Annotated in this window: 23 protein-coding genes; 6 read left to right on the top strand and 17 right to left on the bottom strand. The window is 69.9% G+C overall.

Features of this window, described 5'->3' with window-relative positions:
• Positions 1-68: 68 nt before the first annotated feature.
• Both gabT and E6A26_RS08940 read right to left on the bottom strand, forming a co-directional pair.
• Positions 69-1,427 carry a 4-aminobutyrate--2-oxoglutarate transaminase gene (gene gabT / locus E6A26_RS08935; protein WP_136610846.1) on the bottom strand — a complete coding sequence of 453 codons (1,359 nt, stop codon included), beginning with the start codon at positions 1,425-1,427 and terminating at the stop codon, positions 69-71.
• 51 nt (positions 1,428-1,478) lie between these two features.
• Positions 1,479-2,909, bottom strand: a complete 1,431-nt coding sequence (locus E6A26_RS08940; protein WP_136610847.1) for an aminobutyraldehyde dehydrogenase — start codon at positions 2,907-2,909, stop codon at positions 1,479-1,481.
• A gap of 161 nt (positions 2,910-3,070) precedes the next feature.
• Between E6A26_RS08940 and E6A26_RS08945 the strand changes: the two genes are divergently transcribed.
• On the top strand, positions 3,071-4,504 hold the full coding sequence (locus E6A26_RS08945; RefSeq protein WP_136610848.1) for a PucR family transcriptional regulator: 1,434 nt from the start codon (positions 3,071-3,073) through the stop codon (positions 4,502-4,504).
• Between the two features lie 7 nt (positions 4,505-4,511).
• Here E6A26_RS08945 and E6A26_RS08950 read toward each other — a convergent pair whose 3' ends face one another.
• From E6A26_RS08950 to E6A26_RS08970, 5 genes are read right to left on the bottom strand one after another with little or no spacing between them, the layout of a single operon-like run.
• Positions 4,512-5,999, bottom strand: a complete 1,488-nt coding sequence (locus E6A26_RS08950; protein ID WP_234865248.1) for an FAD-dependent oxidoreductase — start codon at positions 5,997-5,999, stop codon at positions 4,512-4,514.
• 46 nt (positions 6,000-6,045) lie between these two features.
• Positions 6,046-7,335: a uroporphyrinogen-III C-methyltransferase gene (cobA, locus tag E6A26_RS08955; RefSeq protein WP_136610850.1), complete on the bottom strand. Its 1,290-nt coding sequence runs from the start codon at positions 7,333-7,335 to the stop codon at positions 6,046-6,048.
• Positions 7,332-8,249: an ABC transporter permease gene (locus E6A26_RS08960; protein ID WP_136610851.1), complete on the bottom strand. Its 918-nt coding sequence runs from the start codon at positions 8,247-8,249 to the stop codon at positions 7,332-7,334. The genes cobA and E6A26_RS08960 overlap by 4 nt, the downstream gene beginning before the upstream one ends.
• The gene (locus E6A26_RS08965) at positions 8,239-8,964 is read right to left on the bottom strand and encodes an ABC transporter ATP-binding protein (RefSeq protein WP_136610852.1); all 726 of its coding nucleotides are present in this window, start codon (positions 8,962-8,964) and stop codon (positions 8,239-8,241) included. The genes E6A26_RS08960 and E6A26_RS08965 overlap by 11 nt, the downstream gene beginning before the upstream one ends.
• Positions 8,965-8,972: 8 nt before the next feature.
• A complete protein-coding gene (locus E6A26_RS08970; RefSeq protein WP_136610853.1) occupies positions 8,973-10,178 on the bottom strand; it encodes an ABC transporter substrate-binding protein in 1,206 nt (401 codons plus the stop codon).
• Between the two features lie 223 nt (positions 10,179-10,401).
• On the opposite strand from E6A26_RS08970, the gene E6A26_RS08975 reads away from it, so the two are divergent.
• From E6A26_RS08975 to E6A26_RS08985, 3 genes are read left to right on the top strand one after another with little or no spacing between them, the layout of a single operon-like run.
• A complete protein-coding gene (locus E6A26_RS08975) occupies positions 10,402-11,034 on the top strand; it encodes a GNAT family N-acetyltransferase (RefSeq protein ID WP_234865250.1) in 633 nt (210 codons plus the stop codon).
• A gap of 23 nt (positions 11,035-11,057) precedes the next feature.
• Complete coding sequence (locus tag E6A26_RS08980; protein ID WP_136610854.1) at positions 11,058-11,546, top strand: helix-turn-helix domain-containing protein; 489 nt, start codon at positions 11,058-11,060, stop codon at positions 11,544-11,546.
• Between the two features lies 1 nt (position 11,547).
• On the top strand, positions 11,548-12,126 hold the full coding sequence (locus E6A26_RS08985; protein ID WP_136610855.1) for a PIN domain-containing protein: 579 nt from the start codon (positions 11,548-11,550) through the stop codon (positions 12,124-12,126).
• 49 nt (positions 12,127-12,175) lie between these two features.
• Here E6A26_RS08985 and E6A26_RS08990 read toward each other — a convergent pair whose 3' ends face one another.
• The 5 genes from E6A26_RS08990 to E6A26_RS09010 form a co-directional block, all read right to left on the bottom strand.
• Positions 12,176-13,546 (bottom strand): sulfate adenylyltransferase subunit 1, encoded by a 1,371-nt coding sequence (locus E6A26_RS08990; RefSeq protein WP_136610856.1) that lies wholly within the window; start codon positions 13,544-13,546, stop codon positions 12,176-12,178.
• Complete coding sequence (cysD, locus tag E6A26_RS08995) at positions 13,546-14,604, bottom strand: sulfate adenylyltransferase subunit CysD (RefSeq protein ID WP_234865252.1); 1,059 nt, start codon at positions 14,602-14,604, stop codon at positions 13,546-13,548. The genes E6A26_RS08990 and cysD overlap by 1 nt, the downstream gene beginning before the upstream one ends.
• Positions 14,601-15,371 carry a phosphoadenylyl-sulfate reductase gene (locus tag E6A26_RS09000; RefSeq protein ID WP_136610857.1) on the bottom strand — a complete coding sequence of 257 codons (771 nt, stop codon included), beginning with the start codon at positions 15,369-15,371 and terminating at the stop codon, positions 14,601-14,603. Before E6A26_RS09000 ends, cysD begins: the two co-directional genes overlap by 4 nt.
• Positions 15,335-17,059 (bottom strand): nitrite/sulfite reductase, encoded by a 1,725-nt coding sequence (locus tag E6A26_RS09005; RefSeq protein ID WP_136610858.1) that lies wholly within the window; start codon positions 17,057-17,059, stop codon positions 15,335-15,337. Before E6A26_RS09005 ends, E6A26_RS09000 begins: the two co-directional genes overlap by 37 nt.
• Positions 17,060-17,197: 138 nt before the next feature.
• Positions 17,198-17,884: a sirohydrochlorin chelatase gene (locus E6A26_RS09010; protein WP_136610859.1), complete on the bottom strand. Its 687-nt coding sequence runs from the start codon at positions 17,882-17,884 to the stop codon at positions 17,198-17,200.
• Between the two features lie 59 nt (positions 17,885-17,943).
• On the opposite strand from E6A26_RS09010, the gene E6A26_RS09015 reads away from it, so the two are divergent.
• On the top strand, positions 17,944-18,372 hold the full coding sequence (locus tag E6A26_RS09015; protein WP_136610860.1) for a hypothetical protein: 429 nt from the start codon (positions 17,944-17,946) through the stop codon (positions 18,370-18,372).
• A gap of 97 nt (positions 18,373-18,469) precedes the next feature.
• Here E6A26_RS09015 and E6A26_RS09020 read toward each other — a convergent pair whose 3' ends face one another.
• The 5 genes from E6A26_RS09020 to E6A26_RS09040 all read right to left on the bottom strand — a co-directional run bounded on the left by E6A26_RS09020 (position 18,470) and on the right by E6A26_RS09040 (position 24,076).
• Complete coding sequence (locus E6A26_RS09020) at positions 18,470-19,327, bottom strand: type IV toxin-antitoxin system AbiEi family antitoxin domain-containing protein (protein WP_136610861.1); 858 nt, start codon at positions 19,325-19,327, stop codon at positions 18,470-18,472.
• 496 nt (positions 19,328-19,823) lie between these two features.
• Positions 19,824-20,921, bottom strand: a complete 1,098-nt coding sequence (locus E6A26_RS09025) for a polyprenyl synthetase family protein (protein WP_136610862.1) — start codon at positions 20,919-20,921, stop codon at positions 19,824-19,826.
• 9 nt (positions 20,922-20,930) lie between these two features.
• Positions 20,931-22,220 carry a geranylgeranyl reductase family protein gene (locus tag E6A26_RS09030; RefSeq protein WP_136610863.1) on the bottom strand — a complete coding sequence of 430 codons (1,290 nt, stop codon included), beginning with the start codon at positions 22,218-22,220 and terminating at the stop codon, positions 20,931-20,933.
• A gap of 16 nt (positions 22,221-22,236) precedes the next feature.
• A complete protein-coding gene (locus E6A26_RS09035) occupies positions 22,237-23,004 on the bottom strand; it encodes a demethylmenaquinone methyltransferase (protein ID WP_268815334.1) in 768 nt (255 codons plus the stop codon).
• A 55-nt stretch (positions 23,005-23,059) separates the two neighbouring features.
• The gene (locus E6A26_RS09040; RefSeq protein WP_136610865.1) at positions 23,060-24,076 is read right to left on the bottom strand and encodes an L-idonate 5-dehydrogenase; all 1,017 of its coding nucleotides are present in this window, start codon (positions 24,074-24,076) and stop codon (positions 23,060-23,062) included.
• Positions 24,077-24,170: 94 nt separating this feature from the next.
• Here E6A26_RS09040 and E6A26_RS09045 point away from each other — a divergent pair, with 94 nt between their 5' ends.
• Positions 24,171-24,959: a GntR family transcriptional regulator gene (locus E6A26_RS09045; protein WP_136610866.1), complete on the top strand. Its 789-nt coding sequence runs from the start codon at positions 24,171-24,173 to the stop codon at positions 24,957-24,959.
• Positions 24,960-24,980 lie beyond the last annotated feature (21 nt).

The raw sequence follows: 24,980 nt of genomic DNA on the forward strand, positions 1-24,980 counted from the left end.
TACGACACCGGCGCGCCCTGCGTGAGGGCGCGCCGGCGACGCATTTCCCTGGGGTCACGTCCCAAGGGTCACGCGTTCGCGCGGATCGCCGTCTCGAGAACGTCGAGCCCGTCGGCCAGGAGCTCGTCGCCGATCACGAGCGGCGGGAGCAGGCGGATCACGTTGCCGTACGTGCCGCACGTGAGGATGATGACGCCCTGCTTGAGGCAGTGGTCGGCGATCTTCTTCGTGACCTCGGCATCCGGCTGCTTCGTGCTCGTGGCACTTCCTGCCTTGACGAACTCGATCGCGAGCATGCCGCCGCGGCCCCGGATTTCCCCGATGATCCCGTCGCCGAGCTCGTCGCGGAGCGCGCCGAGCCGCCGCTTGACCGTCGCCTCGATCTCGCGGGCGCGGCCCCGGAGGTCCTGCGATTCCATGGTCTCGATCGCGGCGAGCGCGGCCGCGCAGGCCACCGGGTTTCCGCCGTACGTGCCGCCGAGGCCGCCGCCGTGGACGGCGTCGAGCAGCTCGGCGCGACCCGTCACTGCCGAGAGGGGCATGCCACCCGCGATGCCTTTGGCCGTCGTCACGAGGTCCGGAACGACGCCCTCGTGCTGCACCGCGAACCACTCACCCGTGCGGCAGAAGCCGGACTGGACCTCGTCTGCGATGAAGACGATCCCGTTCTCCTTCGCGAACTCGGCGATCCGCGGCAGGAAGCCGTCGGCCGGGACGATGAAGCCGCCCTCGCCCTGGATGGGCTCGATGATGATCGCGGCGACCTGGTCGGCGCCGATCTGCTTCTGGATCGTGAGGATCGCGCGCTCGGCGGCTTCCTTGCCCGTGATCTGCGGGTTCTCCTCGCGGAACGGGTAGCTCATGGGGACGCGGTAGATCTCCCCAGCGAACGGCCCGAAGCCGTACTTGTAGGGCATGGCCTTCGCCGTGAGCCCCATGGTGAGGTTCGTGCGGCCGTGATAGGCGTGGTCGAACGCCACGACCGCGTTGCGGCCCGTCGCGACGCGGGCGATCTTGACGGCGTTCTCGACGGCCTCGGCGCCCGAGTTGAACAGCACGGTGCGCTTCTCGTAGTCGCCCGGCGTGAGCTGGTTGAGCTTCTCCGCGACGGCCACGTAGCCCTCGTAAGGGGAGACCATGAAGCACGTGTGCGTGAAGTGCTCCGCCTGCTCCTTGACGGCGCCGACCACGCCGGGGTCGGAGGCGCCAACGGTGGTCACCGCGATGCCCGAGCCGAAGTCGATGAACGAGTTGCCGTCCACGTCATGGATCACGCCGCCGTCGGCGTCGGCCACGTAGACGGGGACGGTCGACGCGACGCCCTTGGCAACGGCGGCCGAGCGGCGGGCCGCGAGTTCGAGGGACTTGGGCCCGGGGAAGTCCTTGAGGACCTTGCGCTTCTGCTCGAGGCGGTACGTGATGTCCATTGATTGGTTCCTTTCTGAAGTCTGATGCGTCCGGACCGTTGAGGCGCGGCCCTATGCGTCGAGGTTGCTCATCACGTGCTTGATGCGCGTGTAGTCCTCGACCGAGTACATCGAGAGGTCCTTGCCGTAGCCGGACTGCTTGAAGCCTCCGTGCGGCATCTCCGCGGTGAGCAGGATGTGGGTGTTGATCCACACGGCCCCGAAGTCGAGGTCGCGTGCCAGGCGCATCGCGCGGCCGTGGTTCGAGGTCCAGACGCTTGAGGCGAGCGCGTATTCGACGTCGTTCGCGAGCTGGACGGCCTCGGCCTCCGTGGTGAACTTCTGCACCGTGGCCACGGGGCCGAACGTCTCCTTCTGGACCACGTCGTCGTCCTGGCGGACGTCGGTGATGATGGTGGGCTCGAAGAAGAAGCCCTTCTCCCCCGCCCGGTGCCCGCCGGTCGCGATGCGGGCATGCTGCGGCAGGGCCTCCACCACGCGCGTGACGGCGTTGAAGTGGTTCACGTTGTTGAGCGGCCCGAAGTAGTTCTCTTCGTCGTTCTCGTGCCCGGTCTCGAGGGTTCGGGTGTGCTCGACCATGAGCCGCACGAACTCGTCATGCGCGGCCTCCTCGACGAGCACCCGCGTGATCGCCGTGCAGTCCTGGCCCGCGTTGAAGAACGCGAACTCCGCGATCGCCGCGGCGGACTTCTTGAGGTCTGCGTCGGCGAAGACGACCGCGGGTGCCTTGCCGCCGAGCTCGAGGTGCGAGCGCTTGAGGCCCTTCGCTGCACCCGTGGCGACGGCGATCCCGGCCCGGACCGAGCCGGTGATCGAGACGAGCCCCGGCACCGGGTGCTCGACCATGAGCGAGCCCGTCGCGGCGTTGCCGAGGACGACGTTGACCACGCCGGCAGGGAAGATCCCCTGGATGAGCCGCGCGAGCACGAGCGTGGACTCCGGCGTCGTGTCGGACGGCTTGAGGACCACGGTGTTGCCGGCGGCGAGCGCAGGGCCGATCTTCCAGATCGCCATGAGGAACGGATAGTTCCACGGCGCGACCTGAGCGACGACGCCGATCGGCTCGCGCCGCACGAAGGACGTGTGGCCCTCGAAGTATTCGCCGGCCGACTTGCCCTCGAGGAGACGGGCCGCACCCGCGAAGAACCGGAGCTGGTCCGCCCCGGCCGCGACCTCCTCTGAAGCGATGAGCGAACGAACCTGACCGGTGTTGCGGTGCTGCGCCTCGACGAGCTCGCTGCTCGCGGCCTCGACGGCGTCGGCGAGCTTGAGCAGAAGCCGCTGGCGCTCGCCCGGAGTCGTATGCTTCCAGGTCGCGAACGCCGCCTCCGCCGCGTCCATTGCGGCGTCGACGTCCTCGCGAACGGAAATCGGAGCCTTGGCGACCACCTCGCCGTTCGTGGGGTTGACGATCTCGAGGAGCTCGGCGCCGGACGGCGTGACGAACTCGCCGCCGATGAAGTTCTGCAAGGTCTGGACCACGGTGTCGTTCCTCGTTCGCTGGTCTGGCAAGAGTCTGGCCGTCTCGGGTGCGGCCTTGTCCGAGACTAGGCGAACCGGAGCCGAATGCAGTATGGCCGAATGCACTGGGTCATCTGCGACTCATGGTGCGATCGACCAGCGGTGAAATCTATAGTTAGGGCATGGCCCTGACCCTCACCGCACTGCTCGATGCGCCTGGACTTGGGCTCGCCCTCGCCGGCTCCTCGACGTCGACCCTCTCCCGCGAGATCGCCTGGGTCGCAGTCACCGAGCAGGAGAACCCCTCGACGTTCCTGAGCGGCGGCGAGCTCGTGCTCACCACGGGCGTGCGACTGAGGACGGCGGAGCAGCAGCGCCGCTTCGCCCGCGTGCTCCGGCGCGCGGGTGCCGTGGGCATCGGCTTCGGCGTGGGACTCGGGCACGACGTGGTCCCGCCCGCCCTCGTCGCAGAGGCGAACCGTTGGGGCCTGCCCGTCATCGAGGTTCCCTACCGGACGCCGTTCATCGCGCTCGGGAAGCTCGTCGCGGACTCCCACTCGGCGGACCACCTCGAGAAGCTCGAGCGCCTCATCGCGGACCACCAGATCCTGGCCCGCTCCCTGCTCACGGGCGGCGGGCTGTCCGAGCTGCTCAAGCACCTCGGCGAGATGCTCGGCACGGAGCTCGTGCTCACGCAGTTCACGGCCGAGCTGTACTCGAGCAGCAAGGACGCGGGCGCCCCGACGATGGACCGCTGGGTCCCGTTCCCCGTGCCGACCGGCCGCCGCGACGCGTGCACGCTGTGGGCCAGGAAGCCGTTCGACGATTCCGGGATCGTGAGCTACGCCCAGAACCTCATCAGCATCGAACTGAACAACCTCACGAAGCAGCGCCAAGCCCAGCGGGCGCTCGCCGGGCAGGTGGTGGCCGACGTCGTCCGCGGCTCCCTCGAAACGGACGAGGCCTCGCGGCGCCTCGCCGGAGTGGGCGTCAATTCCACGAGGCGCAATGTCGTGCTGCTCGCCGAGTCGGCAGCGCACCACAAGAACCTCCGCGGCACGACGCTGCCCGCGACGCTCGAGGGCGCCGTGAGCGCGATGGTCGACCACGACCTGGTGGTCATCGCGGAGGACGACGGCGGCCGCGCACCCAAGCTCGCGCGTAACCTTGCGGATCACCTCGTCGAGGCGGGCATCCACGCGACGATCGGCATCGGCGGGAGCTACACGAAGCCCAATGGCCTGCGCTGGAGCTACTTCGAGGCCAAGGAGGCCGCGGCCCGCGGGCTCGAGGTCAACGAGCCCGAGCGGCTGAGCCTCACCTCGCTCCTGCTCTCGAGCGAAGACGTGCCGCTCGCGGCCATGGCCGGCGAGGCGATCGGCCCTCTCGTGCGCTTCGACAAGCAGCACGGCTCCGAGCTCGTGCACACGCTCGAGACCTACCTCAGCCTCAACGGCTCGGTTGCGGCGGTCGCGGACGAGCTCAGCCTGCACCGGAACACCGTCCGGTACAGGCTGGCCCAGATCGCCGAGCTCACGGGCTACGACCCCTCCGTCACCGCGGACAGGGTCCAGCTGTTCCTGGCCCTTGCCGTGCGTCGGGTCGCGCGCGCCTGACCGATCCTCAGCCGGCCGAGACCCCCGCGCCGTCGGCCGAGATCGCGACCATCTCGTCGCGCGAGACGACCTTCACGCGTTCGCGCGCGACGGGCCCCTTGTGCGTCGGCGCGGGCTCGGCCGCCGCACCGAGGGACTTCTCGTGCGCGTCGAGCGCGAGCCAGCCCTCCCACGTCGTGTACGCGACGCCGCGGCCCTCGAGCAGCGCGACGACGGACTCGGCGGCGGGCTCCTCTGCGGCCGGAAGCTCCTCGCGCGCGTCGAGCAGGTGGCCGATGGTCTCGAGCGCGTCGCCCTTCGTGTGGCCGATGAGGCCCACGGGGCCGCGCTTGATCCAGCCGGTCGTGTAGACGCCGGGAACGAAGGCGCCGTCGGCATCGAGGACGCGCCCGCCGTCGTTCGGGACGACCCCGCGGAGATGGTCGAACTCGACGTCCGGCAGGGACGAGCCGAAGTAGCCGATCGCGCGGTAGACCGCCTGGATCGGGTACTCGAGGATCTCGCCGGTGCCGCGCGCGCGGCCCGTGCCGTCGAGCTCGGTGCGCTCGAAGCGGATGCCGGCCACGCGGCCGGGCGTCTCGGCGGAGTCCACGATCTCGACCGGGCTGTGCAGGAAGTGCAGGTGCAGGCGGCGGGAGGCCGTCAGCTCGGAGGGGTCCTCCGGCTGCTCCGCGATCCAGTTGGTCAGCGTGCCTACCATCGTCTTGACCTGGTTGTTGGTCTGGATCTCGCGGTCCGAGGCCTCGTCGAACTCGAAGTCCTCGGGGTAGAGCACGATGTCGACGTCGTGGGAGTGCGAGAGCTCGCGGAGCTCGAGCGGCGTGAACTTGACCTGGGCGGGGCCGCGGCGGCCAAAGACGTGCACGTCCGTGACCGGGGACTCCTTGAGGATGCGGTACACATTGTCCGGGATCTCGGTCACGAGGAGCTCGTCGGCGTGCTTCGAGAGCACCCGCGCGACGTCGAGCGCCACGTTGCCGTTGCCGATCACCGCGACCTCCTTCGCGTCGAGCGGCCACTCGCGCGGGACGTCGGGGTGGCCGTCGTACCACGAGACGAAGTCTGCGGCGCCGAACGAGCCCTCGAGCTCGATGCCCGGGATGTTGAGGTCGGCGTCCTTGATGGCGCCCGTCGCGAAGATCACGGCGTCGTAGTGACAGCGCAGGTCCTCGAGAGAGATGTCGGTGCCGTAGTCGACGTTCCCGAAGAAGCGGATGTCCCCGCGGTCCAGCACCTTGTGCAGCGCGTTCACAATGCCCTTGATGCGCGGGTGGTCCGGCGCGACGCCGTACCGGATGAGCCCGTACGGCGCGGGGTAGCGGTCGAAGAGGTCAATGCTGAGCGTCAGCTCGCCCGACGCGACGGGCGCGCTCTTGGTCAGCAGGTCCGCGGCGTAGACGCCGGCCGGGCCGGAGCCGACGACGGCGACTCGCAGCGGACGCTGCAAAGAACCGCGCTGGGTGCCTCGGGCTGGGGCTGGGGTGGAGTTCGACACTGCGGTGTTCCTTCTGGATGGGTGGCAGGGTGGGATGGTGGGCCCGTCAGTTGGGCTGGTCATGGCCGGGGCCAGAGGTCTTGCTGAACAGGTGCTCCCGGAAGTTGGCCGGGGCGTAGGGGCTCACGCGCACGACGTCGCCGACGACGATGACCGCGGGGTTCGCGACGCCGACAGCGGCCGCCTGTTCGGCGATGGTCCCGAGCGTGCCGATCGTGACGCGCTGATCCGGCGTCCAGCCGTTCTCGACGATCGCGACCGGGGTCTCGGGGGCCAGGCCGTTCTGGCGAAGGTGCTTGACCGAGTGCCACAGCCGCCGCACCCCCATGAGCAGCACGATCGTGTGGTCCGGCCGCGCCGGGAGTTCGGCGAGCTCGTCATGGCCCGTCACGACGCTGAAGCCGGTCGCTAGGCCGCGGTGCGTCACGGGGATGCCCGCGGCGGCCGGAACCGAGATGGCGCTCGTCACGCCCGGCACGACCTCGACGTCCACCCCGTGCTCGCGGCAGAACTCGGCCTCCTCGCCGCCTCGGCCGAGGACGTACGGGTCGCCGCCCTTGAGCCGCACCACGACGTTGCCAGCCTGCGCCTCGTCCACAAGGATGCGGTTGATCTCGTCCTGCGTGGCCTGATGCGCGCCGGGGGCCTTGCCGACCTCGACGACGCGGGGGCCGCCCGCGGCAGAATCAGGGAGCTCCTCGAGCAGCCCGCGGGGCCCGAGGCGGTCCGCGACGACGACGTCGGCCTCCGCGAGGAGCTGCCGCCCCCGCACGGTGATGAGCCCCACGTCGCCGGGACCGCCGCCCACGAGGGCCACCCGACCGGCGGCCTGTCCGGCGGGAAGGCCCGCGCCGCGCCGGTGGCGGCGCAGCGGCAGCCGCCCGGTCTTGAGCGCCAGCACGATCGCGTCCTTGAGCGCCTTCGCGCGGCGGGGGTCTCCCCCGGCGTTGACGGCGATCGTCACGTCGTCCACGCGCGCCGAGGCTGGCGTCCATGCCGCCGAGGCCTCGTGATCGCTCGCATTCACGCACCAGACGCGGCGCTCCTCGGCGTCGGCCGCGACCCGCGCGTCGACCGTGGGGACGCCCGTCGCGGTCTGCGCGAACCACACGCCCTCAAGATCCTCGGTCGCGTACTCGCGGCGCACCCACGTGAGGAGGCCTGCGTCCGCGAGGCGGGCGACGCCGTCGCCCGCGGCCGGGGCGACGACCGTCACGACCGCTCCCGCATCGAGGAGCGCCTGCGCGCGGCGGGCTGCGACGCGGCCCGCGCCGACCACGAGGACGGGCTTGCCGAGCAGTCGGAGCGAGGTGGGGAACAGGTCGCGTCCGCTCATCGCGAGCCTCCCGCCAGGAGGCCCCGCCGTATCAGAAGCCTGCGCTCGACCGGCCCGAAGACCAGGAGCTCGATCAGGATGCCGACGGCGAGGATCGCGAGGATCGCGCCCATGACCACGCCCATGTCGCTCAGGGTACGTCCCTGGTCGAGGAGCGAGCCAAGCCCGAAGCCGAGGCTGCCGCCCACCGCGATGATCTCCGCCGCCATGAGCGAGCGCCACGAGAACGCCCAGCCCTGCTTGAGGCCGGCCACATAGCCGGGGAGGGCCGCGGGCAGGATCACCTGGAGCGCGAGCTCAAAGCGCGAGGCCCCGAGCACCTTCGCGACCGAGCGGTAGTGCGGCGGGATCTGGTCGACGCCGGCGATGAGGCCGTTGACGATCGATGGGATGGCACCCATGAGCACCACGAAGTACACGGTCGCGTCCGTGAGGCCGAACCAGATGATCGCGGCGGGCACCCAGGCCACAGACGGCAGCACTTGAAGCCCCGACACGAGCGGGCCGAACGCGCGGCGCAGCGGCCGGACCTGCGCGAGCAGGAGCCCGACCGGCGTCCCGACGACCACCGACACAGCGAAGCCGAGAACGCCACGGCCCAGTGACGTCAGGATTGCCTGCTGGACCTGACCCTCCCGCCACAGCTGGCCGAGGGCTGCCGCGACGTCGAGGGGGCCGGGTACGAGGTCCTGCCGCTTGAGCCCCAGCGACGCGACGATCTGCCATACGAGCAAAAGGACGACGACGGCGCCCACAGGCAGGAGCACGCGGCTCCAGTCGCGCCGGCGGTGAGTGACGTCGGACTGAAGCTCGTCAAGCCCCGCCTCGAGCGCGCGGAGTTCCTCGTTGTCCGCCTCCGTCCGTTCCACGGAAACCCCCCGTACGGGATCGAGTTCGGTGACGTTACTTGCCATGGCGTCGGATCTCCTCGCGCAGGCGGGCGGTGATGTCGGCCGTCAAGGTGGCGGCAGCAGCGGCGTCGTCCTTTACGGCGCCCGGCACCTCCCACTCGCTCACCACGCGGCCCGGGCGGGAGGAGAGCAGGAGGACGCGCTGGCCGAGGCGCACTGCCTCGCGCACGTTGTGCGTGACGAAGATGATGGTGCGGCCGGTCTCGCGCCAGATCCGCGTGAGCTCTTCGTGGAGGAGGTCGCGCGTGATGGCGTCGAGGGCCGCGAACGGCTCGTCCATGAGGAGGACCTCCCGGTCCTGGCTCAGCGCGCGGGCGAGAGCGACGCGCTGGCGCATGCCGCCCGAGAGCTCGTGCGGGCGCTTGTCCGCGGCTTCGCCGAGGTGGACGAGGTCGAGCAGCTCGGACGCACGGACCCGCCGCTCGGTCTTGGCGAGCCCGCGCAGCTTGAGCGCGAGCTCGATGTTGCCACGGGCCGTGAGCCACGGGTACAGCGCCGCGTCCTGGAACATGAACGCCGCGCCGTCGGCGGGGACCTCGAGCGCCCCGGCAGTGGGTCGCTCAAGGCCCGCGATGATGTTCAGGAGGGTCGACTTGCCGCAGCCCGAGGCGCCCAGCAGGGCCACGAACTCGCCCGAACGGATGGTCGCGTTGACGCCGTCGAGGACGGGGGCACCGTCGCCGAAGCGCTTGCCGAGGTTCTCGAGCAGAACGGTCATGGTCGCTCCTAGTCCTGGCCCAGTCCCGCGGCGCTGACCTTGGGCTGGCCCGAGACTCGGTTGAGGGTAGTCAGGTCGAAGAGGCCGTGGAGGTCCGCCGTCTTCGTGACGCCCACGTCAACCCCGTCCTGCAGCAGCTTCGGGTAGGCCCCGGCGAGCGGGTCCGTGGAGAACGTGATGTTGGCGAGGGCGCGGTCGATGACGTCGTTGGGGAGTTCCTGCCCCGCGGCCGCCTTGAGCCCGTCGTTGACTGCCTTTTCCTTCTCCGCTTGGGTGGCCTTGTTGAGCCAGTTCACGGCCGCGACGTCGCCCTTCACGAGCGCCTCAACTGTCTGCGGGTGCTCGGCGGCGAACTTCTTGTTCACGATGAGGATCGTCGTCGGGAAGAGCCCGGGCTTGCCCGTCTGCGAGCCGTCCCACAGGGACTTCTCGTCCACCAGCACGTGGGCCCCGGCCTGGAGCACGAGCCGGGAGGCCCACGGCTCGGGCAGCCACGCGCCGTCGAGCTTGCCGCTTTGGAAGAGCTTGAGTGTCTGCGCGTTGTCCGTGGGGTTGATCGTGACGTCGCCCGCGCCGTTCGGCGTGGTCTTGAAGCCCTGCTTGGCGAGCCAGGCGCGGAGCGCGACATCTTGGGTGCCTCCGAGCTGCGGGCTTGCGAGGGTCTTGCCCTTGAGCTGGTCGGCGGAAGTGATCTCGGGCTTCACCACGAGCTGCGCGCCGCCCGCCGCCGCCCCGGCGATCACCGAGATCGACTCGCCGTGGCTCTGCACGAAGGAGTTGATGGCCGGGTTGGGGCCAAGGTACGCGGCATCGATCGCGCCCGCGTTGAGGGCCTCGATGGCGGCCAGCCCTGCGTTGAAAATCTGCGTCGTGAGGCTGTTCGTGCCCGCCGCCTTGAGCGAATCGGCGATGAGGCCCTGCCCCACTCCGATCAGCGCGGGGGCGTGGGTCACGTTGCCGAAGTAGCCGAGCTTGAGCTGGGCCGCAGGGGTTCCGGTCTGTGCGACGGCGGACTGGCTGGGCTGGCTTGCGGTCTGGTTCGCGTTCGCCGTCGCCAGCGCGGCGCCTGCGGCGAGGAGGACGACGACGGCGGCACCGAGGCCGATCTTGAGGCCGCGGCCACGCTTGGCGCTGGCGGCGTCCGTTTCAGCGGTGATGCGGACGCTCTTCTGCCCGGTATCGGCCTGCGTGTCCGGGGTGGGGCTCTTGGTCATGGGGAGTCCTGGGGGTGCGGTTCTCGCTGGAGAAGGGTCGGAAGGTCGGGTGGGGCCTAGCGACGGGCCCGACATCGGGGCATTCGCCCCTCGGCTCGGGTGATGCCTCTGCGGAACATGTCTTCCAGCGTAGGGAGGGGGTTTCGGCGCCCCAAGGCTCCGGTCACGGTCGTTCACGGTGCGTCACGCGGCGTCACACAGGGACGGGAGCCACACTGGAGCCGTGGAACCGATCACCGCGGACCGGCTGACGATCCTCCCGGCCAACGAGGCGACGGCCGAGGATCTTGGGGCCGTCTTCGGCGTGGCCGACTACCCGTTCAAGTGCCAGTGCCAACGTTTCAAGACTGGCGGCCCCGACTGGAACCCGCTCCCCCTCGAGGCCCGCGTCGAGGCGCTCCGAGAACAGACGGCGTGCGGACAGCCTTCGGCGCCCCGCACGAGCGGGCTCGTCGCATACCTCGACGGCGAGCCGGTGGGCTGGTGCGCCGTCGAGCCCCGCCCGGCGTACCCGATGATGCCGAGGGGCCGCCTGCAGCTCGCGGCCCGCGGCGAGGACGCGAACGACGACGGCGTGTGGGCCGTGACGTGCTTCGTCACCCGCAAGGGCTACCGCCGGCGCGGGATCACGTACGCCCTCGCGGCGGCGAGCGTACCGTTTGCCCGCGAGCGCGGCGCCCGAGCGCTCGAGGCGTACCCCATGATCACGCATCCGGGGGTCGAGATCACGTGGGGCGAGCTGCACGTGGGCAGCCGGCAGGTGTTCGACGACGCCGGCTTCACCGAGGTCGCGCACCCGACGCCGCGCCGCGTGATCATGCGGCTTGAGATGGACGCTTTCGAATATTTCGTCTAGCGTGGTCTCTGGAGGAACCGACCATGACAAGCACCGACTTTTCGTCCAAGCACACTTACGTCCCAACCCTTGAAAACTCAGCGGAGGTCGAGGCATTCGCGCGCATCATCGCCGGACTGCAGGGGCCGCCGACGGATGGGCCGAAGCTCGTGGGTCCCGACGGCACCGAGACATCGATTCCGCACGACATTTTCGAGGCCCTCGTCTTCGTTGCCCAAGCCCTCTCGGCCGGCAAGGGCGTAACCGTCGCGCCAACCGACAGCCAGCTCACTACGCAACAGGCTGCGGACTTCCTGGGGATCTCACGCCCAACGTTCGTCAAACTGCTCGAAGACGGCCAGATCCCCTTCACCAAGGTCGGGAGGCATCGGCGCGTCCTCCTCGCCGACGTGGCGGCATACGATGAGCGATCCCGCCGAGAAAGGCGGGACACGCTTGCCAACCTTTCGCGGGAGGCCATGGCGGACGGTCTACTCGAGAGCACTCTCGATGCGGACCACGAGATGAGATAGCGTGGCTTTCCCTGTCGTGCTCGACACCTGCACACTCTTTCCCATCGCACTGGCCGATCTGCTCCTGAGGCTCGCGGAAGCCCGCACGTTCCGTCCCCTCTGGTCCTCAGAGATCCTTTGGGAACTCGAACGGAATCTGGTTGAAAAAGGAAAGGCGACTCCCGTTGCCGCGCGTCGACGGGTATCTGCGATGCGACAGGCCTTCCCAGACGCGCTAGTTGAAAACTATGAGGACCTCGTCGCGGCCATGGACTGCGATCCCAAAGACCGCCACGTCATGGCCGCAGCAGTCCGTTCGAACGCCGAACTCATCGTGACATTCAACTTGAGAGACTTCCCCATCCCCGCGCTGCGGGACTACGACCTTGAAGCGATCTCGCCTGACGATTTCCTCCTGGACCAACTCGATCTCTTCCCGGAGTCCACTCTGGGCTGCATTCGCCAGCAGTCGGCCGACTACGAGAATCCCGACGTCACCGTTGATGAAATCATTCGACACCTAGAGAAACTCGGACTTCCGCTCTTCTCGGCAACGCTCCGCGAGGAGTTCAGGGACGGCGCCCGCCACCTCGGGAGGTGACGGGCGCCGTCGTCGTTCGCTTGGCAGGCGGGGCCCGCGGAAGGTGGGGCTAGATCCAGTACCGCTCGGCCTCGGAGTCGCCGGGGTGCTCGCGGACCATGCCGGCCGCGAGCGTCGCGCCGTCCTGCGCGTCGATGACGAGGAACGCGCCCGTGCGCCGGTGCGTCGCGTAGGGTTCGAGCGGGAGGGGCGCGGCGAGCCGGAGCTGGGCCTGGCCGATGTCGTTGAGCTCGAGGCCCGACGCCGGCGTGACCTGGAACGTGTCGAGGTCCAGCTTGCCCGACACCGAACGCACCAAAGCCCGCACCGTGGACGTCCCGTGCTTGACGATCACCTTCGCGCCCTCGCGGAGCGGCTTCGTCGAGAGCCAGCAGAGCGAGCCGTAGAGATCGGCCGTGCTCTCGGGGAGCGTCCCGGCGGCCGCGATCGTGTCGCCGCGCGCCACGTCGAACTCGTCCGCGAGGCGCAGCGCGACGGACAGCGGCGCGGCGGCCTCCTCGAGCGAGCGACCGGCGACGTCGATGCCCACCACTGTCGTATCGCGCGGAGCTTGGCCCGGGGTCACCACGGAGACGCGGTCCCCGACGCGCACAATGCCTTCCGTCACCTGGCCCGCGTACGCACGGTAGTCGCGGAACTCGCCCTCGGCGAGACCGGGCGCGAGCGCGCCCTGCGGCCGGATGACCGTCTGGACGGGGAAGCGGAACGCCTCTTGGGCATCGTCAAGCTCGTCCGTGCCCGGCAGCGTTTCGAGCAGCTCGATGAGAGTGGGGCCGGTGTACCACGGGGTGCGGTCCGAGCGGTCTACCACGTTGTCGCCGTCGAGCGCCGATACCGGGATGGCGACCGCCTCTCTCAGGCCCAGCTCGTGCGCCACCCGCGCGACATCCGCCGAGATGGTGGAGAAGACCGACTCGGAGAAGTCCACGAGGTCGATCTTGTTGACCGCGACCACGACGTGCGGCGCGCGCAGGAGCGCCGCGACGGAGAGGTGTCGGCGGGTCTGCTCGAGCACGCCCTTGCGCGCGTCGATGAGCAGCACCACGGCATCGGCCGTGGACGCGCCGGTGACCGTGTTCTTCGTGTACTGCACGTGGCCCGGGCAGTCCGCGAGGATGAACGTGCGGCGGTCGGTCGCGAAGTACCGGTAGGCGACGTCGATCGTGATGCCCTGCTCGCGCTCGGCGCGCAGGCCGTCGGTGAGCAGCGCGAGGTCGAGCCCGCCTTTTTCCCCGCCGAAGCCGCGCGCCTCGGACGTCCGGGCCACGGCGTCGAGCTGGTCGGCGAGGATCGCTTTGGAGTCGTGCAGGAGGCGGCCCACGAGGGTCGACTTGCCGTCGTCGACGGAGCCGGCGGTCGCGAATCGGAAGAGCGTGCCCTGCTCGAGGGTTGGCTGCTCGAGTGTTGCTTCAGCAGTCATCAGAAGTACCCGTCCTTCTTGCGGTCTTCCATCGCCGCCTCGGAAATCCTGTCGTCGGCGCGGGTCGCCCCGCGCTCGGTGAGGGTCGACGCGGCGACCTCGCGCACCACGTCGCCCACCGTGAAGGCGTCCGAGAGCACGGCGCCCGTGCAGGACATGTCACCGACCGTGCGGTAGCGCACGGTGCGGACGACGACGTCCTCCTCCTCACGCGGCAAGCTCACCTCGCCGACGGCGCGCCACATGCCGTCGCGCTGGAACACGTCCCGCTCGTGGGCGTAGTAGATGCTCGGCAGCTCGATGCCCTCGCGCTCGATGTAGCGCCAGATGTCGAGCTCGGTCCAGTTGCTGATCGGGAACGCGCGGACGTGCTGGCCCACGGTGTGCCGCCCGTTGTAGAGGTTCCAGAGCTCTGGGCGCTGGTTGCGCGGGTCCCACTGGCCGAACTCGTCGCGGAGCGAGAGGATGCGCTCCTTCGCGCGGGCCTTGTCCTCGTCGCGGCGGCCGCCGCCGAAGACGGCGTCGAACTTGTTGGCCGCAATGGTGTCGAGAAGTGGCACGGTCTGGAGCGGGTTCCGCGTGCCGTCGGCGCGCTCCTGAAGCTCGCCGCGGTCGATGTACTCCTGGACGGACCCCACCACGAGGCGCAGCCCCAGGCGCGCGACCGTGCGGTCGCGGAAATCGAGGACCTCCGGGAAGTTGTGACCCGTGTCGACGTGCAGCACGGGGAACGGGATCTTCCCCGGCCAGAAGGCCTTGGCCGCGAGGTGCAGCATGACCACGGAGTCCTTGCCGCCCGAGAACAGCATGGCCGGACGCTCGAACTCGGCGACGACCTCGCGGATGATGTGGATCGACTCGGCCTCGAGCGCGTCGAGGAGGCCTAGGTGCTCGGCTTCGGCTTGACCGGACGATGCCGTCCCCGCCCCTTCGCGGGACGGCGTTGCCGCAAGCGGCAATCCGTCCCGCTCAGGCAGGCCCGATGCCACTCCCGGGGCGGCATTGCCCGCTCCAGCCTCGGTGTGCACGCTCTGGGTCTCTTCTACTCGAGTGCTCATACGTGGAGTCCGCATTCTGTCTTGTCGGTGCCGGACCAGCGGCCGGCTCGGGGGTCCTCTCCGGGGGCTACGGCGCGGGTACACGGCGCGCAGCCGATCGAGAGGAACCCCTGGGCAAGGAGGGGATTGACGGGCAGCAGGTTGTCCTCGGAGTACTGGACGAGCTGGTCGAAGGTCCACGCCGCGAGGGGGTTGACCTTGACGAGGCCGTTCTTCTCGTCGAACGTCACGAGCGGGGTGTTGGTGCGGGTGGGCGCCTCGTCGCGGCGCACGCCCGTGAACCACAGCTCGTAGCCCGCGAGCGAGCGATGCAGCGGCTCGACCTTCCGCAGCGCACAGCATCGGCCGGGATCACGGGCAAAGAGGTCCTTGCCCTCGGATGCGTCCTGCTCGGCGACCGTCTGGTGCGGGAGCACGTCGACGATGTTGACGCGCAGGTTCTCGGCGACCTCGTTGCGAGTCTGGTAGGTCTCCGGGAAGTGGTACCCCGTGTCGAGAAACAGCACGTCGACGCCGGGCAGTTGCTCGGCAACGACGGCGGGCAGCACCGCGTCGGCCATGGAACAGGCGACGGCGGCAGCCCCCGTGGCAAAATTCTTCGCCACCCAGGCGATCACCTCGTCCGCCGACGCATCCCAGCCGAGCTCGGCGGCCCCGGACTCGGCGAGGGCGCGCAGCTCCGCGGCCGGACGCTTGGCGGGCTTGATCTGGACGTCCTGCTGAGTCGTGGTCACTGGAGTGCCTCCTCCTCGGCCGCGAGGGCCCATTCGGCAAAGCTCTGGTTCTCGTCGGCGCGGTCGGCGATGAACCGCCGCGTCACGCGCTCGACATAGTCGGGCAGGTCCTCGGCGGTCACCTTGAGGCCTCGGACAGTGCGGCCGGTGCCGGCCTCGTCGCGGGTCTCCGATGCGAGACCGCCACCCAGGTGCACCTGGAAGCCCGGCGTCTGGCTGCCGTTTCCGTCCGGGAGGAGCTGGCCCTTGAGGCCGATATCCGCCGTCTGGATGCGCGCGCACGAGTTCGGGCAGCCGTTGATGTGGAGCGTCAGCGGCTTGAGCAGCTCGTTCGCGCCGGTGTCCGCCGTGAACCGCCTCTCGAGCTCCGCCACGGTCTCCGTCGCGGTGTCCTTCGTGTCCACGATGGCGAGCTTGCAGTACTCGATGCCGGTGCACGCGATGGTCGAACGCCGCCACGGGCTCGGGTTGGAGTACAGGCCGAGTTCCGCCAGTCCGGCGACCAGCGAGTCGACGCGCTCCTGCTCGACGTCGAGCACCACAATCTTCTGGTGGGGCGTGGTGCGGAGTCGCTCCGAGCCGTGCGCCTCGATGAGGTCGGCGAGCTGGAGCAGCACGTCGCCGGACACGCGGCCCACCGTCGGCGTCGCGCCGACGTAGAAGCGGCCGTCCTTCTGCGCATGGACACCCACGTGGTCGCCCGGCGTCGTCGGTGCCTCGGGAGCAGGCCCGTCCGGAAGGGGCTCGGAGAGGTACTCGCTCTCGAGGACCTGCCGGAACTTCGCGACGCCCCAGTCCGCCACGAGGTACTTGAGGCGCGCGCGGTTCCGGAGCCGGCGGTAGCCGTAGTCGCGGAAGATGCTCGTGACGCCCGCCCACACCTCGGCGGCGCGCGCCGGCTCGACGAACGTGCCGAGGCGCACGGCGAGGTGCGCCGACGTCGACAGTCCGCCGCCGACCCACAGGTCGTAGCCCGGGCCCAGCTCAGGGTGGACCACGCCCACAAGCGCGAAGTCGTTGATCTCGTGGACCACGTCCTGGCTCGGGTGGCCAGTGATCGCGGTCTTGTACTTGCGCGGGAGGTTCGCGAAGCTCTCGTCGCCGATGTAGCGGTCCGCGATCTCCCGGATCTGCGGGGTGGGGTCGAGGATCTCGTCCGCGGAGATGCCCGCGACCGGCGAGCCGAGGATGACGCGCGGGACGTCGCCGCAGGCCTCGGTGGTGTGCAGGCCCACCGCCTCGAGGCGGCGCCAGATCTCGGGGACGTTCTCGATCTCGACCCAGTGCAGCTGGATGTTCTGGCGGTCAGTGATGTCCGCCGAGCCCCGGGCGAAGTCACGGGAGATGCCGCCGATCACGCGGAGCTGCTCGGTGGTGAGCGCGCCGCCGTCGATCCGGACGCGCATCATGAAGTAACGGTCCTCAAGCTCCTCGGGCTCGAGCGTCGCGGTCTTGCCGCCGTCGATCCCGGGCTTGCGCTGGGTGTACAGGCCCCACCAGCGGAAGCGGCCGTGCAGGTCCGTCGGATCGATCGAGTCGAATCCGCCGTCGGCATAGATCGTCTCGATCCGCTCGCGGACGCTGAGGCCCCCGTCCTCCTGCTTCCACGCCTCATTGCCGTTGAGCGGCTCGGTGCCGTCGATCTTCCACTGCCCGTTGGGCTTGGAGGACCGAGGCCGTGCTGGCCGTTCAGTGCGCGCGGCAAGAGCGGTGTCATTCATGCATTCGAGGGTACGGACCGCTCCCGGCGTGTCCCCAGAGTGGTGCAATGCGATGTCACCGGGGGACACATTTCTTCGCCTTCGCGTCACGACCCTTGACCCCAGCCCGGGTGGTCTGGGCTCACGGCCGCTCTGGGCTCACAGCACAGCGAGCGCGGCGTCGAACCGCTCGAGGGCGATCTCGGCGACCTCGGAGGCCGGCAGGAGCGGCGCGGCAACGGCGTCGGCCCCGGCCTTCGCGAGCTGGTCGTGGAAGTAACCCGGCGCTAGGAGATAGCTCGCCACGACGATCCGCCCCACCTCCTCGGCGCGCAGCTCCGCGACCGCGTCGGGCACGCTCGGCTGGGCGCTCGCGCCGTAGGCCGCGAGGACCCGGTTGGGCACGAGGTGCCGCAGCATGTCGGCGATGCTCTCGACGTCGTCCGACGCCGCGGGATTCGACGATCCCGCCGCGGCGAGCACCACGGCGTCGCCCGGGCCCAGCCCAGCCTGCCCGAGGCGCTCGGCGAGCACGCGCGCAAGGCGCGGGTCGGGGCCGAGGGGGGCGGCCGCCGTCGTCCGCTCGCGGGACGCGACCGCGCGGCCGATGTCCACCTTGACGTGATAGCCGACGCTCAGGAGCAAAGGGACGACGACGGCGGGCGCCCCCGCGGGGAGGCCGGCGACGACGTCGGGCAGCTCGGGGCCGTGGACGTCGACGTATGCGTCGAGCACCGTGGCGTCCGGCCGGGCGGCACGCAGCTCCTCGACGACGCGCAGGATCGCGGCCTTGCCGTCAGGATTGCTGGTTCCGTGGGCGCACGCGACGAGAATCGGCCGGGTCATAGTCGGAGCCTACCGGCGGCCGGGATCCGCCACCGTCTCGAATGGCTAGGATTGAGGTCATGAGCGACATGTTCTTGGAGAAGTTCCGCGCGCTTGTCCCCAAGTACCTCGGCGACGCCTGGCAGGCGGACGACGGGATCTCCGAGGCCGAGCTCGACGAGGCGCTCGAGGAGCACGCGTTCACAATCCCCCTCGCGCTGCGCGAGTTCTACCTCGCGCTCGGCGGCTCCGAGCTCATGGAGGCGTACCACTACTTCTGGGATCCCGAGGAGCTCGAGGTCGACGACGAGGGCTTCCTCATGTTCCTCGAGGACGAGGAAGAGCAGTTCACGTGGGGCTTCCGCACCGGCGACCTGCGCGTCCCGGACCCGATCGTCTTCCGGAAGAACAACGCCCGCGGCGAGTGGGTCTCTGAGGACGGCACGTTCTCCGAGTTCACGTTCGACATGTTCGAGTGGGTCTTCGCGGAGGACCAGGAGCACGTCTAGCCATCCCGCCGGGCCGTCCTGACCTTCTTTTGGCGTGTCCCCTGCGCGCGCGCCGCAGAATCCCGGGAAATCCCTGCGCTGAGAGCGTGATCGACCACTAGAACAGGGTCGGGACGGGACCTGGGCCGGCATCCATGAGCCGAGCAAGCACCGCGCGAATTTCCGCCACGGTCTCGTGGGGCCTGTGGACGATATCGTCCCAGTAGTAGCGCAGGGTCACGTAGCCACGGACAGCAGCGGCGTTGCTTCTCCTGCGATCCTTCTTGATCTGCTTCTTGTCGAAATGCGGCGATCCGTCGGTTTCGACGACGAGCACGCCGCAGATCACGAAGTCCACCTCGCCGACGCCCTCGATCTCGACGTGCATTGCGAAGGCAAAGCCCGCCCGGCGGAACAGCAGCGCCGCGGCCACCTCGAGCACCGAGTCGGCCCGCGGAAGGACCAGATCCAGGACTGAACGAGCCTTGCCGTTGCGCCTTCCCGGCAGCCGCTTGCGGAGGAAGTCCATGGAGATACCCCGCAGTGCCGCACTCTGCACCATCACCAGGGCATCAAGCTCGGGGAGGCACCGCAGGGCGTGGACCAGTACGTCCGCGAGAGCGGCGATCGGCAGAACCCGGTCGCCCGGAAGGTGCGTCGCGGCGTGATCGATGATGCCGGGGTCGGCCGCGGCCGCGACACCATTGCCGCAGGCGACATGAAGCCTCCGCGGTTCGCGCAGTACCCACAGCCCATAGAAGGGTGCCGCCGAGATGCAGGTCAGGCGGCCCCCGGCCGCACGCGCCCGCACCAGGAGGATCGCGAGCTCTGGGAGCGCATAAGAGCCTCGCACCACCCGCACAAGCTCTCCACGCTCGACGGCGGAGGCCAATTCACGCTTGCTGACGCCCAGCCGGTACAGATCCGCGGTTCTTGCCAGACCGCCGCGTCGCCTCACGATCTCGATCGGCCCCATGGCATGAGACTCGCCGATTGGCGAGCTCTACCGCCACACGCTGCGGCCGTATGTGGATAGCAAACGCCGTCCCGTCACGACCCTCTTCTGCGTCGGCGAAGCGCTCCATCTGCCAGAGACCCCCGGGAATCCGCGGCTGAAGTGAGTGCGGCCGGCCAAAACAGGGTCGCGACGGGACGAGCCATCCGGCCACCTCGGACAGGCCGCGGAAAAATCGTTGACCTGGGCCACTGGACATATGACAGATCTGTCATATGCTTGTTAACGGGTTCACTTCAGCCTCCAGTGGACCCGGGTGCGAACGGAAAAGGGCCCTGGGAAGCGGAATCCGCTAACCAGGGCCCGCGTCGTTAACAAAGGGCGCGGCCAGCGCCGTTTAAGCCGGGCAGGGCCCGCGTCGTTAACAGGCGCGGCCAGCGCCGTTTAAGCCGAGCAGCACCCGCGCCGTTAACGGGCACAGCCCGCGCCGTTAAACCGGCCAGGAAGACTGGTCCGTTTACGCCTTGCGGTCGACGACGGCGTCCGCAAACGCCGCGAGCGACGCCTTCACGACGCCCTCGGGCAGGGGACGCAGCGCCGACTTGGCCGCGTCCGCCCACTCCCGCGCGACTTCCCACGACTGCGCGGTCGCGGAGTGCGCCGAGAGCGCGGAGACGGCCTCGGCGAGCGCCTCGTCGCTCGTGAGGTCGCCGTCGACCAGACGGAGCACCTCGTCGGCCGTGGCATCGCCTTGTGCGGCGGCGCGCCGCAGGAGCAGGACCGGTAGGGTCGGCACGCCCTCCCGCAGATCGGTTCCGGCGGACTTGCCGGACGTCACCTTGCCCCCGGTGACGTCGATGACGTCATCGGCAAGCTGGAACGCGACACCCACTCGCTCGCCATAGGCCACGAGAACGTCTTCGTACTCTGCGGGCGCCCCGGCGAAGATCGCGCCCATCTGGCCCGACGCGGCGATGAGCGAGCCGGTCTTGTCGGCGAGGACGGAGATGTAGTGGTCCAGCGGATCCTCGTCCTCGCGCGGCCCCACGGTCTCGTGCAGCTGCCCGAGGCACAGGCGCTCGAACGTCCGCGCCTGAATCGCGAGCGCTCGGCCGCCGAGCTCGGACACGAGGATCGAGGCGCGCGCGAAGATGAGGTCGCCCGTGAGGATCGCCACGGTGTTGCCCCACACCTCGTGGGCCGTGGGAGCGCCGCGGCGGTAGGGGGCAGAGTCCATGACGTCGTCGTGGTAGAGCGTCGCGAGGTGGGTGAGCTCGACGACCGCGGCGGCCTGCAACACCTCGGGGCGCGTCCAGTCGCCGAAGTGCGAGCACAGGAGCGTGAGGAGCGGGCGGATGCGCTTGCCTCCCGCCTCGACGAGGTGGCGGCTTGTCGCGTCGGCGAGCGGATCAGAGTTCGAGATCGCCTCGCGGAGGCGCTTCTCGACGCGGGCCATGCTCGTCATGATCGCGGGGCCGATCTCGGGATCCTCCGCGATCGAGGCGAAGCCTGCAGGCAGCTGGATCCCGGCGGCGATGGCCGTCGTGGTCGGGGCGGGCTCTCCCTCGGAGTACCCGTGGCCCGCGCTGGTCCAGCTGTGTTCAGTGTTCGTCACGGGTCAAGCCTAATTGGACGTCGCGGGAACCAGCGACTCGAGCAGCCGGATGGCGCGGTCCTCGAGGCTGCCTCCGCGGGGCTCGGTCAGGTTCGCGAGCAGTCGCACCACCACGCGCATGAGTGCGGGGAGCGGCATGCCCGTGCGCAGCGCGGCGCGCATCACAGCTGGGCGCCCGATGAGCGCCGCGAACAAGCGGCCGAGCGTGAAGTGGCTGCCCCACTGGGCCCGCACCTGGTCCGCATACGCGGACAGGCGACGGTCGACGTCGTCCTCCGCCGGCCGCGCCCCGCCCGCCGCGCGCTGGGCTGCCGCGGCGTCGACGAGGAACTCCGCGGCGTAGCGTCCCGACTCCATCGCGTAGCTGATGCCCTCGCCGTTGAACGGGCTCACCATGCCGCCAGCGTCGCCGAGGAGCGCCATGCCCGGGACGACGTGCGGGGTGCGGTTGAAGCCCATGGGCAGCGCGGCCCCCCGGATCGGGCCCACCTGGGCGGTCTCGGTGAAGCCCCACTCCTCGGGCATGCCTGCGGTCCAGTCGCGGAGCACCTGCCGGTAGTCGAGCTTGCCGAAATCCTTCGACGAGTTGAGGATGCCGAGCCCCACGTTCGAGGTGCCGTCGCCGACGCCGAACACCCAGCCGTAGCCGGGCAGCGGCCTGCCGTCGCGCCCGGGGAGCTCGAGCCAGCCCTCCATCCAGTCGTCTTCGTGGCGAGGGCTGCGGAAGTAGGTGCGGTAGGCCACGCCGAGAGGACGGTCGTCGCGCTTCGCGAGGCCGCGCGAGAGGGCCGCGCGGGTCGAGTTGCCGTCAGCGGCGAGCACCACGTCGGCGAAGAAGTCGCGGGACTCCCCCGTCTTCTTGCCGTCCTCGTCGAGGAGCTGCACGCGCGCGCCGACCACGCGGCCGGCGTCGTTCCTCAGAACCTCGGTGACGCTGTGCCCCTCGAGGATCCGCGCGCCCGCCGCCTCGGCGTGCCGGGCGAGCTCCTCGTCGAAGCCGAGGCGGGTCCGGATGAGGCCGTAGGCGGGGAACTCCCCGCCCTCCGGCCACGGAAGCTCGACGGTGCGCCCGCCGGCGATGAGCCGCAGCCCGCGGTTGCGGCGCCAGCCGTCGGCCTCCGCGTGCGGCAGGCCCAGGAGCTGGATCTCGCGGACGGCGCGCGGCGTGAGCCCGTCGCCGCAGACCTTCTCGCGCGGGAAGCGCGTCTTCTCGAGGACCGTGACGGGCACACCCGAGCGGGCGAGGTAGTGCGCGGCAGTTGACCCGGCAGGTCCGGCACCGACAATGAGGACTTCCATGCGCGTCAGGCGGCCGTCAGCCGGCGGCGCGGCGCGCGCGGCGGATCTTCTCCACGGGTCCGGACTGGGACGCGGGCGGGACGGGCTTCGTGCCGCGGTGCACGGCGACGATCCCGCCGGAGAGGTTCCGGTACGCCACGTTCTCCCACCCGTCCTCGCTGAGCCAGGCCGCGAGGTGGTCCTGGTCGGGCCACGCGCGGATCGACTCGGCGAGGTACACGTAGGCGTCCGGGTTGGACGAAGCCTTCCGGGCGACGGGCGGAAGGGCGCGCATGAGGTACTCGAGGTACATGGTGCGCCACAGGGGGTTCACGGGCGAGGAGAACTCGGCCACGACGATCTTCCCGCCCGGCTTCGTGACGCGGAGCATCTCTCGGAGGGCGCGGTGCGGGTCCGTGACGTTGCGCAGGCCGAACGAGATCGTGACCGCGTCGAACGAGTTGTCCGCGAACGGGAGGTTGGTCGCATCGCCCGCGACGAAGTCGATGTCCGGGCGGCGGCGCTTGCCGACGCGCAGCATGCCGAGGGAGAAGTCACAGGCGACGACTTCGATGCCAGCGTCCGCATACGGCTCGGCGGACGTGCCCGTGCCGGCGGCAAGATCGAGGACGCGCTGGCCGGGCTCCGCGCCGACAGCATCGAAGACGACCTTCCGCCACCGGCGCGTCTGGCCGAGCGACAACAGGTCGTTGACCACGTCGTAGCGCGGCGCGACGTCGTCGAACATGCTGGCGACTTCCTCAGGAAGCTTGTCGAGTGATGCCCTCTTGCCTGTGCTGTTCACCCGGTCCATTCTGCCAAACTTCTGGCCCATCGCTTGACGTTTCGCGGCCGGAGCGTCAGAACCGGAGGAGCACCTTCGAGGACCCGGTGGAGCGATCGCCCGCGATGCGGAACGCCTCGGCGGCCTCCTCGACCGGGAACTCGTGCGTGAGCAGGGGCTCGATGTCGAGGCCCTCGGCCAAGTAGTGGAGCGCGGTCGAGATCTCGTCGACGAACCGGAACGAGCCGCGGTAGTCGATCTCGCGGAAGACGAGCTCCGCGAGGGAGACCTCGAGCTTCCCCGCTGGCAGGTTGCCCACCTGGACCACGAGCCCACCGCGCTTGACGGCGCGCAGCACGCTCGTCACCGCGGCCGGCGCGCCTGAGGCCTCGAACACGACGTCCGTCGCGGGGAGTTCCCCGCCCTCGGCGAGGTTGACGACGTCGTGCGCGCCCATGCGTCGGGCGACGTCGAGCGATCCTGCCGCGAGGTCGCTCGCGACGACGTGGGCGGCGCCCGCCTTGCGCGCGGCGGCGACGACGAGCGCACCGATGGGCCCAGCGCCGTTGACGAGGACGGTCTTGCCTTCGATCGATCCCGCGCGGTTCACGGCGTGGATGGCCACGCCAAGCGGCTCGGCGACGGCGGCGAGCCGCGTGCTCACGCCCTCCGGAACGGCGCGGAGCTGCCGCGCCGGCACGACCGTGTGCGCCGAGAAGCCGCCCTCCGTGTGCGGGTGGTACGCGGCCGAGCCGAGATGGTGGACCGTGCCGCAGAGGTTCGGGCGGCCCGAAGTGCAGTACTCGCACTCGCCGCACACCATGGCCGGGTGGATGGCCACCGCCTGGCCGACCTCGAAGCCCGTGACCTCGGAGCCGAGCGCCGCGACGCGCCCTGCGACCTCGTGGCCCAGGACCATGGGATCGCGCAGGATGCTCAGGCCGGCGGCGCCGTGCTTGACGTAGTGGAGGTCGCTCCCGCAGATCCCGCCGTACTCGACGGCGACGAGGGCGTCGTGGGGGCCGATCTCGCGCGGCTCGATGGCATCGAGCCGCAGGTCACCGGCTGCATGGACGACGACGGCCAGGCTCATGGGGGTTTCCTCCTGAACGGGAAAGGGGGGCGTCCGCTCATTCAATCACTGCCATACTAGTGATGTCGAGCCATCCGCCCCTACGCTGGTGCCCATGGCCCCGTCTTCCTGGTTCGATCAGGCTTCCTGGTTCGATCAGGCCTCCTGGTTCGATCAGGCCAATCGGGCCTATCAGGCCGCAGCTTCGGCCCGACCGCCGTCGAGCCGCGAACTCGCCTACGAGCACATCCGCGAGCTCATCGTGACCGGCGAGGAGCCGCCGGGCGCACTCCTGAGCGAGAACGACCTCGCGCTCCGGCTCGACCTCAGCCGCACCCCGGTGCGCGAGGCGCTCCTGCTCCTCGCCCAGGAGGGGCTCGTCGAGGTCCGGCCCCAGCGCGGAAGCTATGTCTCCCTCATCGACCCTGGGATGGTCCGGCAGGCGCAGTTCATCCGCGAGGCCATCGAGGTCGCCTCGCTCGAGGCCTGCATCGAGAACTGGACGCCCGAGAGCGGCGCCTACGTCGACCGCCTCCTCGACGCCCAGGAGGCGTGCACCACGCGCGAAGAGTTCTACCCCCTCGACGAGCGCTTCCACCGCGCACTCCTCGCGATCGCGGGGCACGCGTCGGCGTGGACGGCGGTCCAGAGCGCGAAGGGCCACCTCGACCGTGCTCGCTACCTCGGACTGAGCGGCTACCGTGCGATCTCGGAGTACGCCGCAGATCATCGGCGTGTCCACGAAGCGGTCGCGTCAGGCGACCTCGCGACGGCGCAGCGCGAGCTTCGCTCGCACCTGAGGTTCGTCCTCGACGACCTCGACCGGATCCAGGCGGCGAGGCCCGAGCTTTTCAGCATCCCCGCAGGTCCGGAGCGGAGGCGAGCGCGGCCGGCCCGCAGGTGAGCGCGTACTCTTATTCCCATC

This window comes from Sinomonas albida (assembly GCF_004919045.1).
GTDB lineage: Bacteria > Actinomycetota > Actinomycetes > Actinomycetales > Micrococcaceae > Sinomonas > Sinomonas albida.

Excerpts from the sequence above, each read along its gene's own strand:
- gabT (WP_136610846.1), bottom strand. The coding sequence starts at position 1,427 with ATGGACATCACGTACCGCCTCGAGCAGAAGCGCAAGGTCCTCAAGGAC.
- E6A26_RS08945 (WP_136610848.1), top strand. The coding sequence starts at position 3,071 with ATGGCCCTGACCCTCACCGCACTGCTCGATGCGCCTGGACTTGGGCTC.
- cobA (WP_136610850.1), bottom strand. The coding sequence starts at position 7,335 with ATGAGCGGACGCGACCTGTTCCCCACCTCGCTCCGACTGCTCGGCAAG.
- E6A26_RS08960 (WP_136610851.1), bottom strand. The coding sequence starts at position 8,249 with ATGGCAAGTAACGTCACCGAACTCGATCCCGTACGGGGGGTTTCCGTG.
- E6A26_RS08965 (WP_136610852.1), bottom strand. The coding sequence starts at position 8,964 with ATGACCGTTCTGCTCGAGAACCTCGGCAAGCGCTTCGGCGACGGTGCC.
- E6A26_RS08970 (WP_136610853.1), bottom strand. The coding sequence starts at position 10,178 with ATGACCAAGAGCCCCACCCCGGACACGCAGGCCGATACCGGGCAGAAG.
- E6A26_RS08980 (WP_136610854.1), top strand. The coding sequence starts at position 11,058 with ATGACAAGCACCGACTTTTCGTCCAAGCACACTTACGTCCCAACCCTT.
- E6A26_RS08990 (WP_136610856.1), bottom strand. The coding sequence starts at position 13,546 with ATGACTGCTGAAGCAACACTCGAGCAGCCAACCCTCGAGCAGGGCACG.
- cysD (WP_234865252.1), bottom strand. The coding sequence starts at position 14,604 with ATGAGCACTCGAGTAGAAGAGACCCAGAGCGTGCACACCGAGGCTGGA.
- E6A26_RS09000 (WP_136610857.1), bottom strand. The coding sequence starts at position 15,371 with ATGGGCCCTCGCGGCCGAGGAGGAGGCACTCCAGTGACCACGACTCAG.
- E6A26_RS09005 (WP_136610858.1), bottom strand. The coding sequence starts at position 17,059 with ATGAATGACACCGCTCTTGCCGCGCGCACTGAACGGCCAGCACGGCCT.
- E6A26_RS09010 (WP_136610859.1), bottom strand. The coding sequence starts at position 17,884 with ATGACCCGGCCGATTCTCGTCGCGTGCGCCCACGGAACCAGCAATCCT.
- E6A26_RS09015 (WP_136610860.1), top strand. The coding sequence starts at position 17,944 with ATGAGCGACATGTTCTTGGAGAAGTTCCGCGCGCTTGTCCCCAAGTAC.
- E6A26_RS09020 (WP_136610861.1), bottom strand. The coding sequence starts at position 19,327 with ATGGGGCCGATCGAGATCGTGAGGCGACGCGGCGGTCTGGCAAGAACC.
- E6A26_RS09030 (WP_136610863.1), bottom strand. The coding sequence starts at position 22,220 with ATGGAAGTCCTCATTGTCGGTGCCGGACCTGCCGGGTCAACTGCCGCG.
- E6A26_RS09040 (WP_136610865.1), bottom strand. The coding sequence starts at position 24,076 with ATGAGCCTGGCCGTCGTCGTCCATGCAGCCGGTGACCTGCGGCTCGAT.
- E6A26_RS09045 (WP_136610866.1), top strand. The coding sequence starts at position 24,171 with ATGGCCCCGTCTTCCTGGTTCGATCAGGCTTCCTGGTTCGATCAGGCC.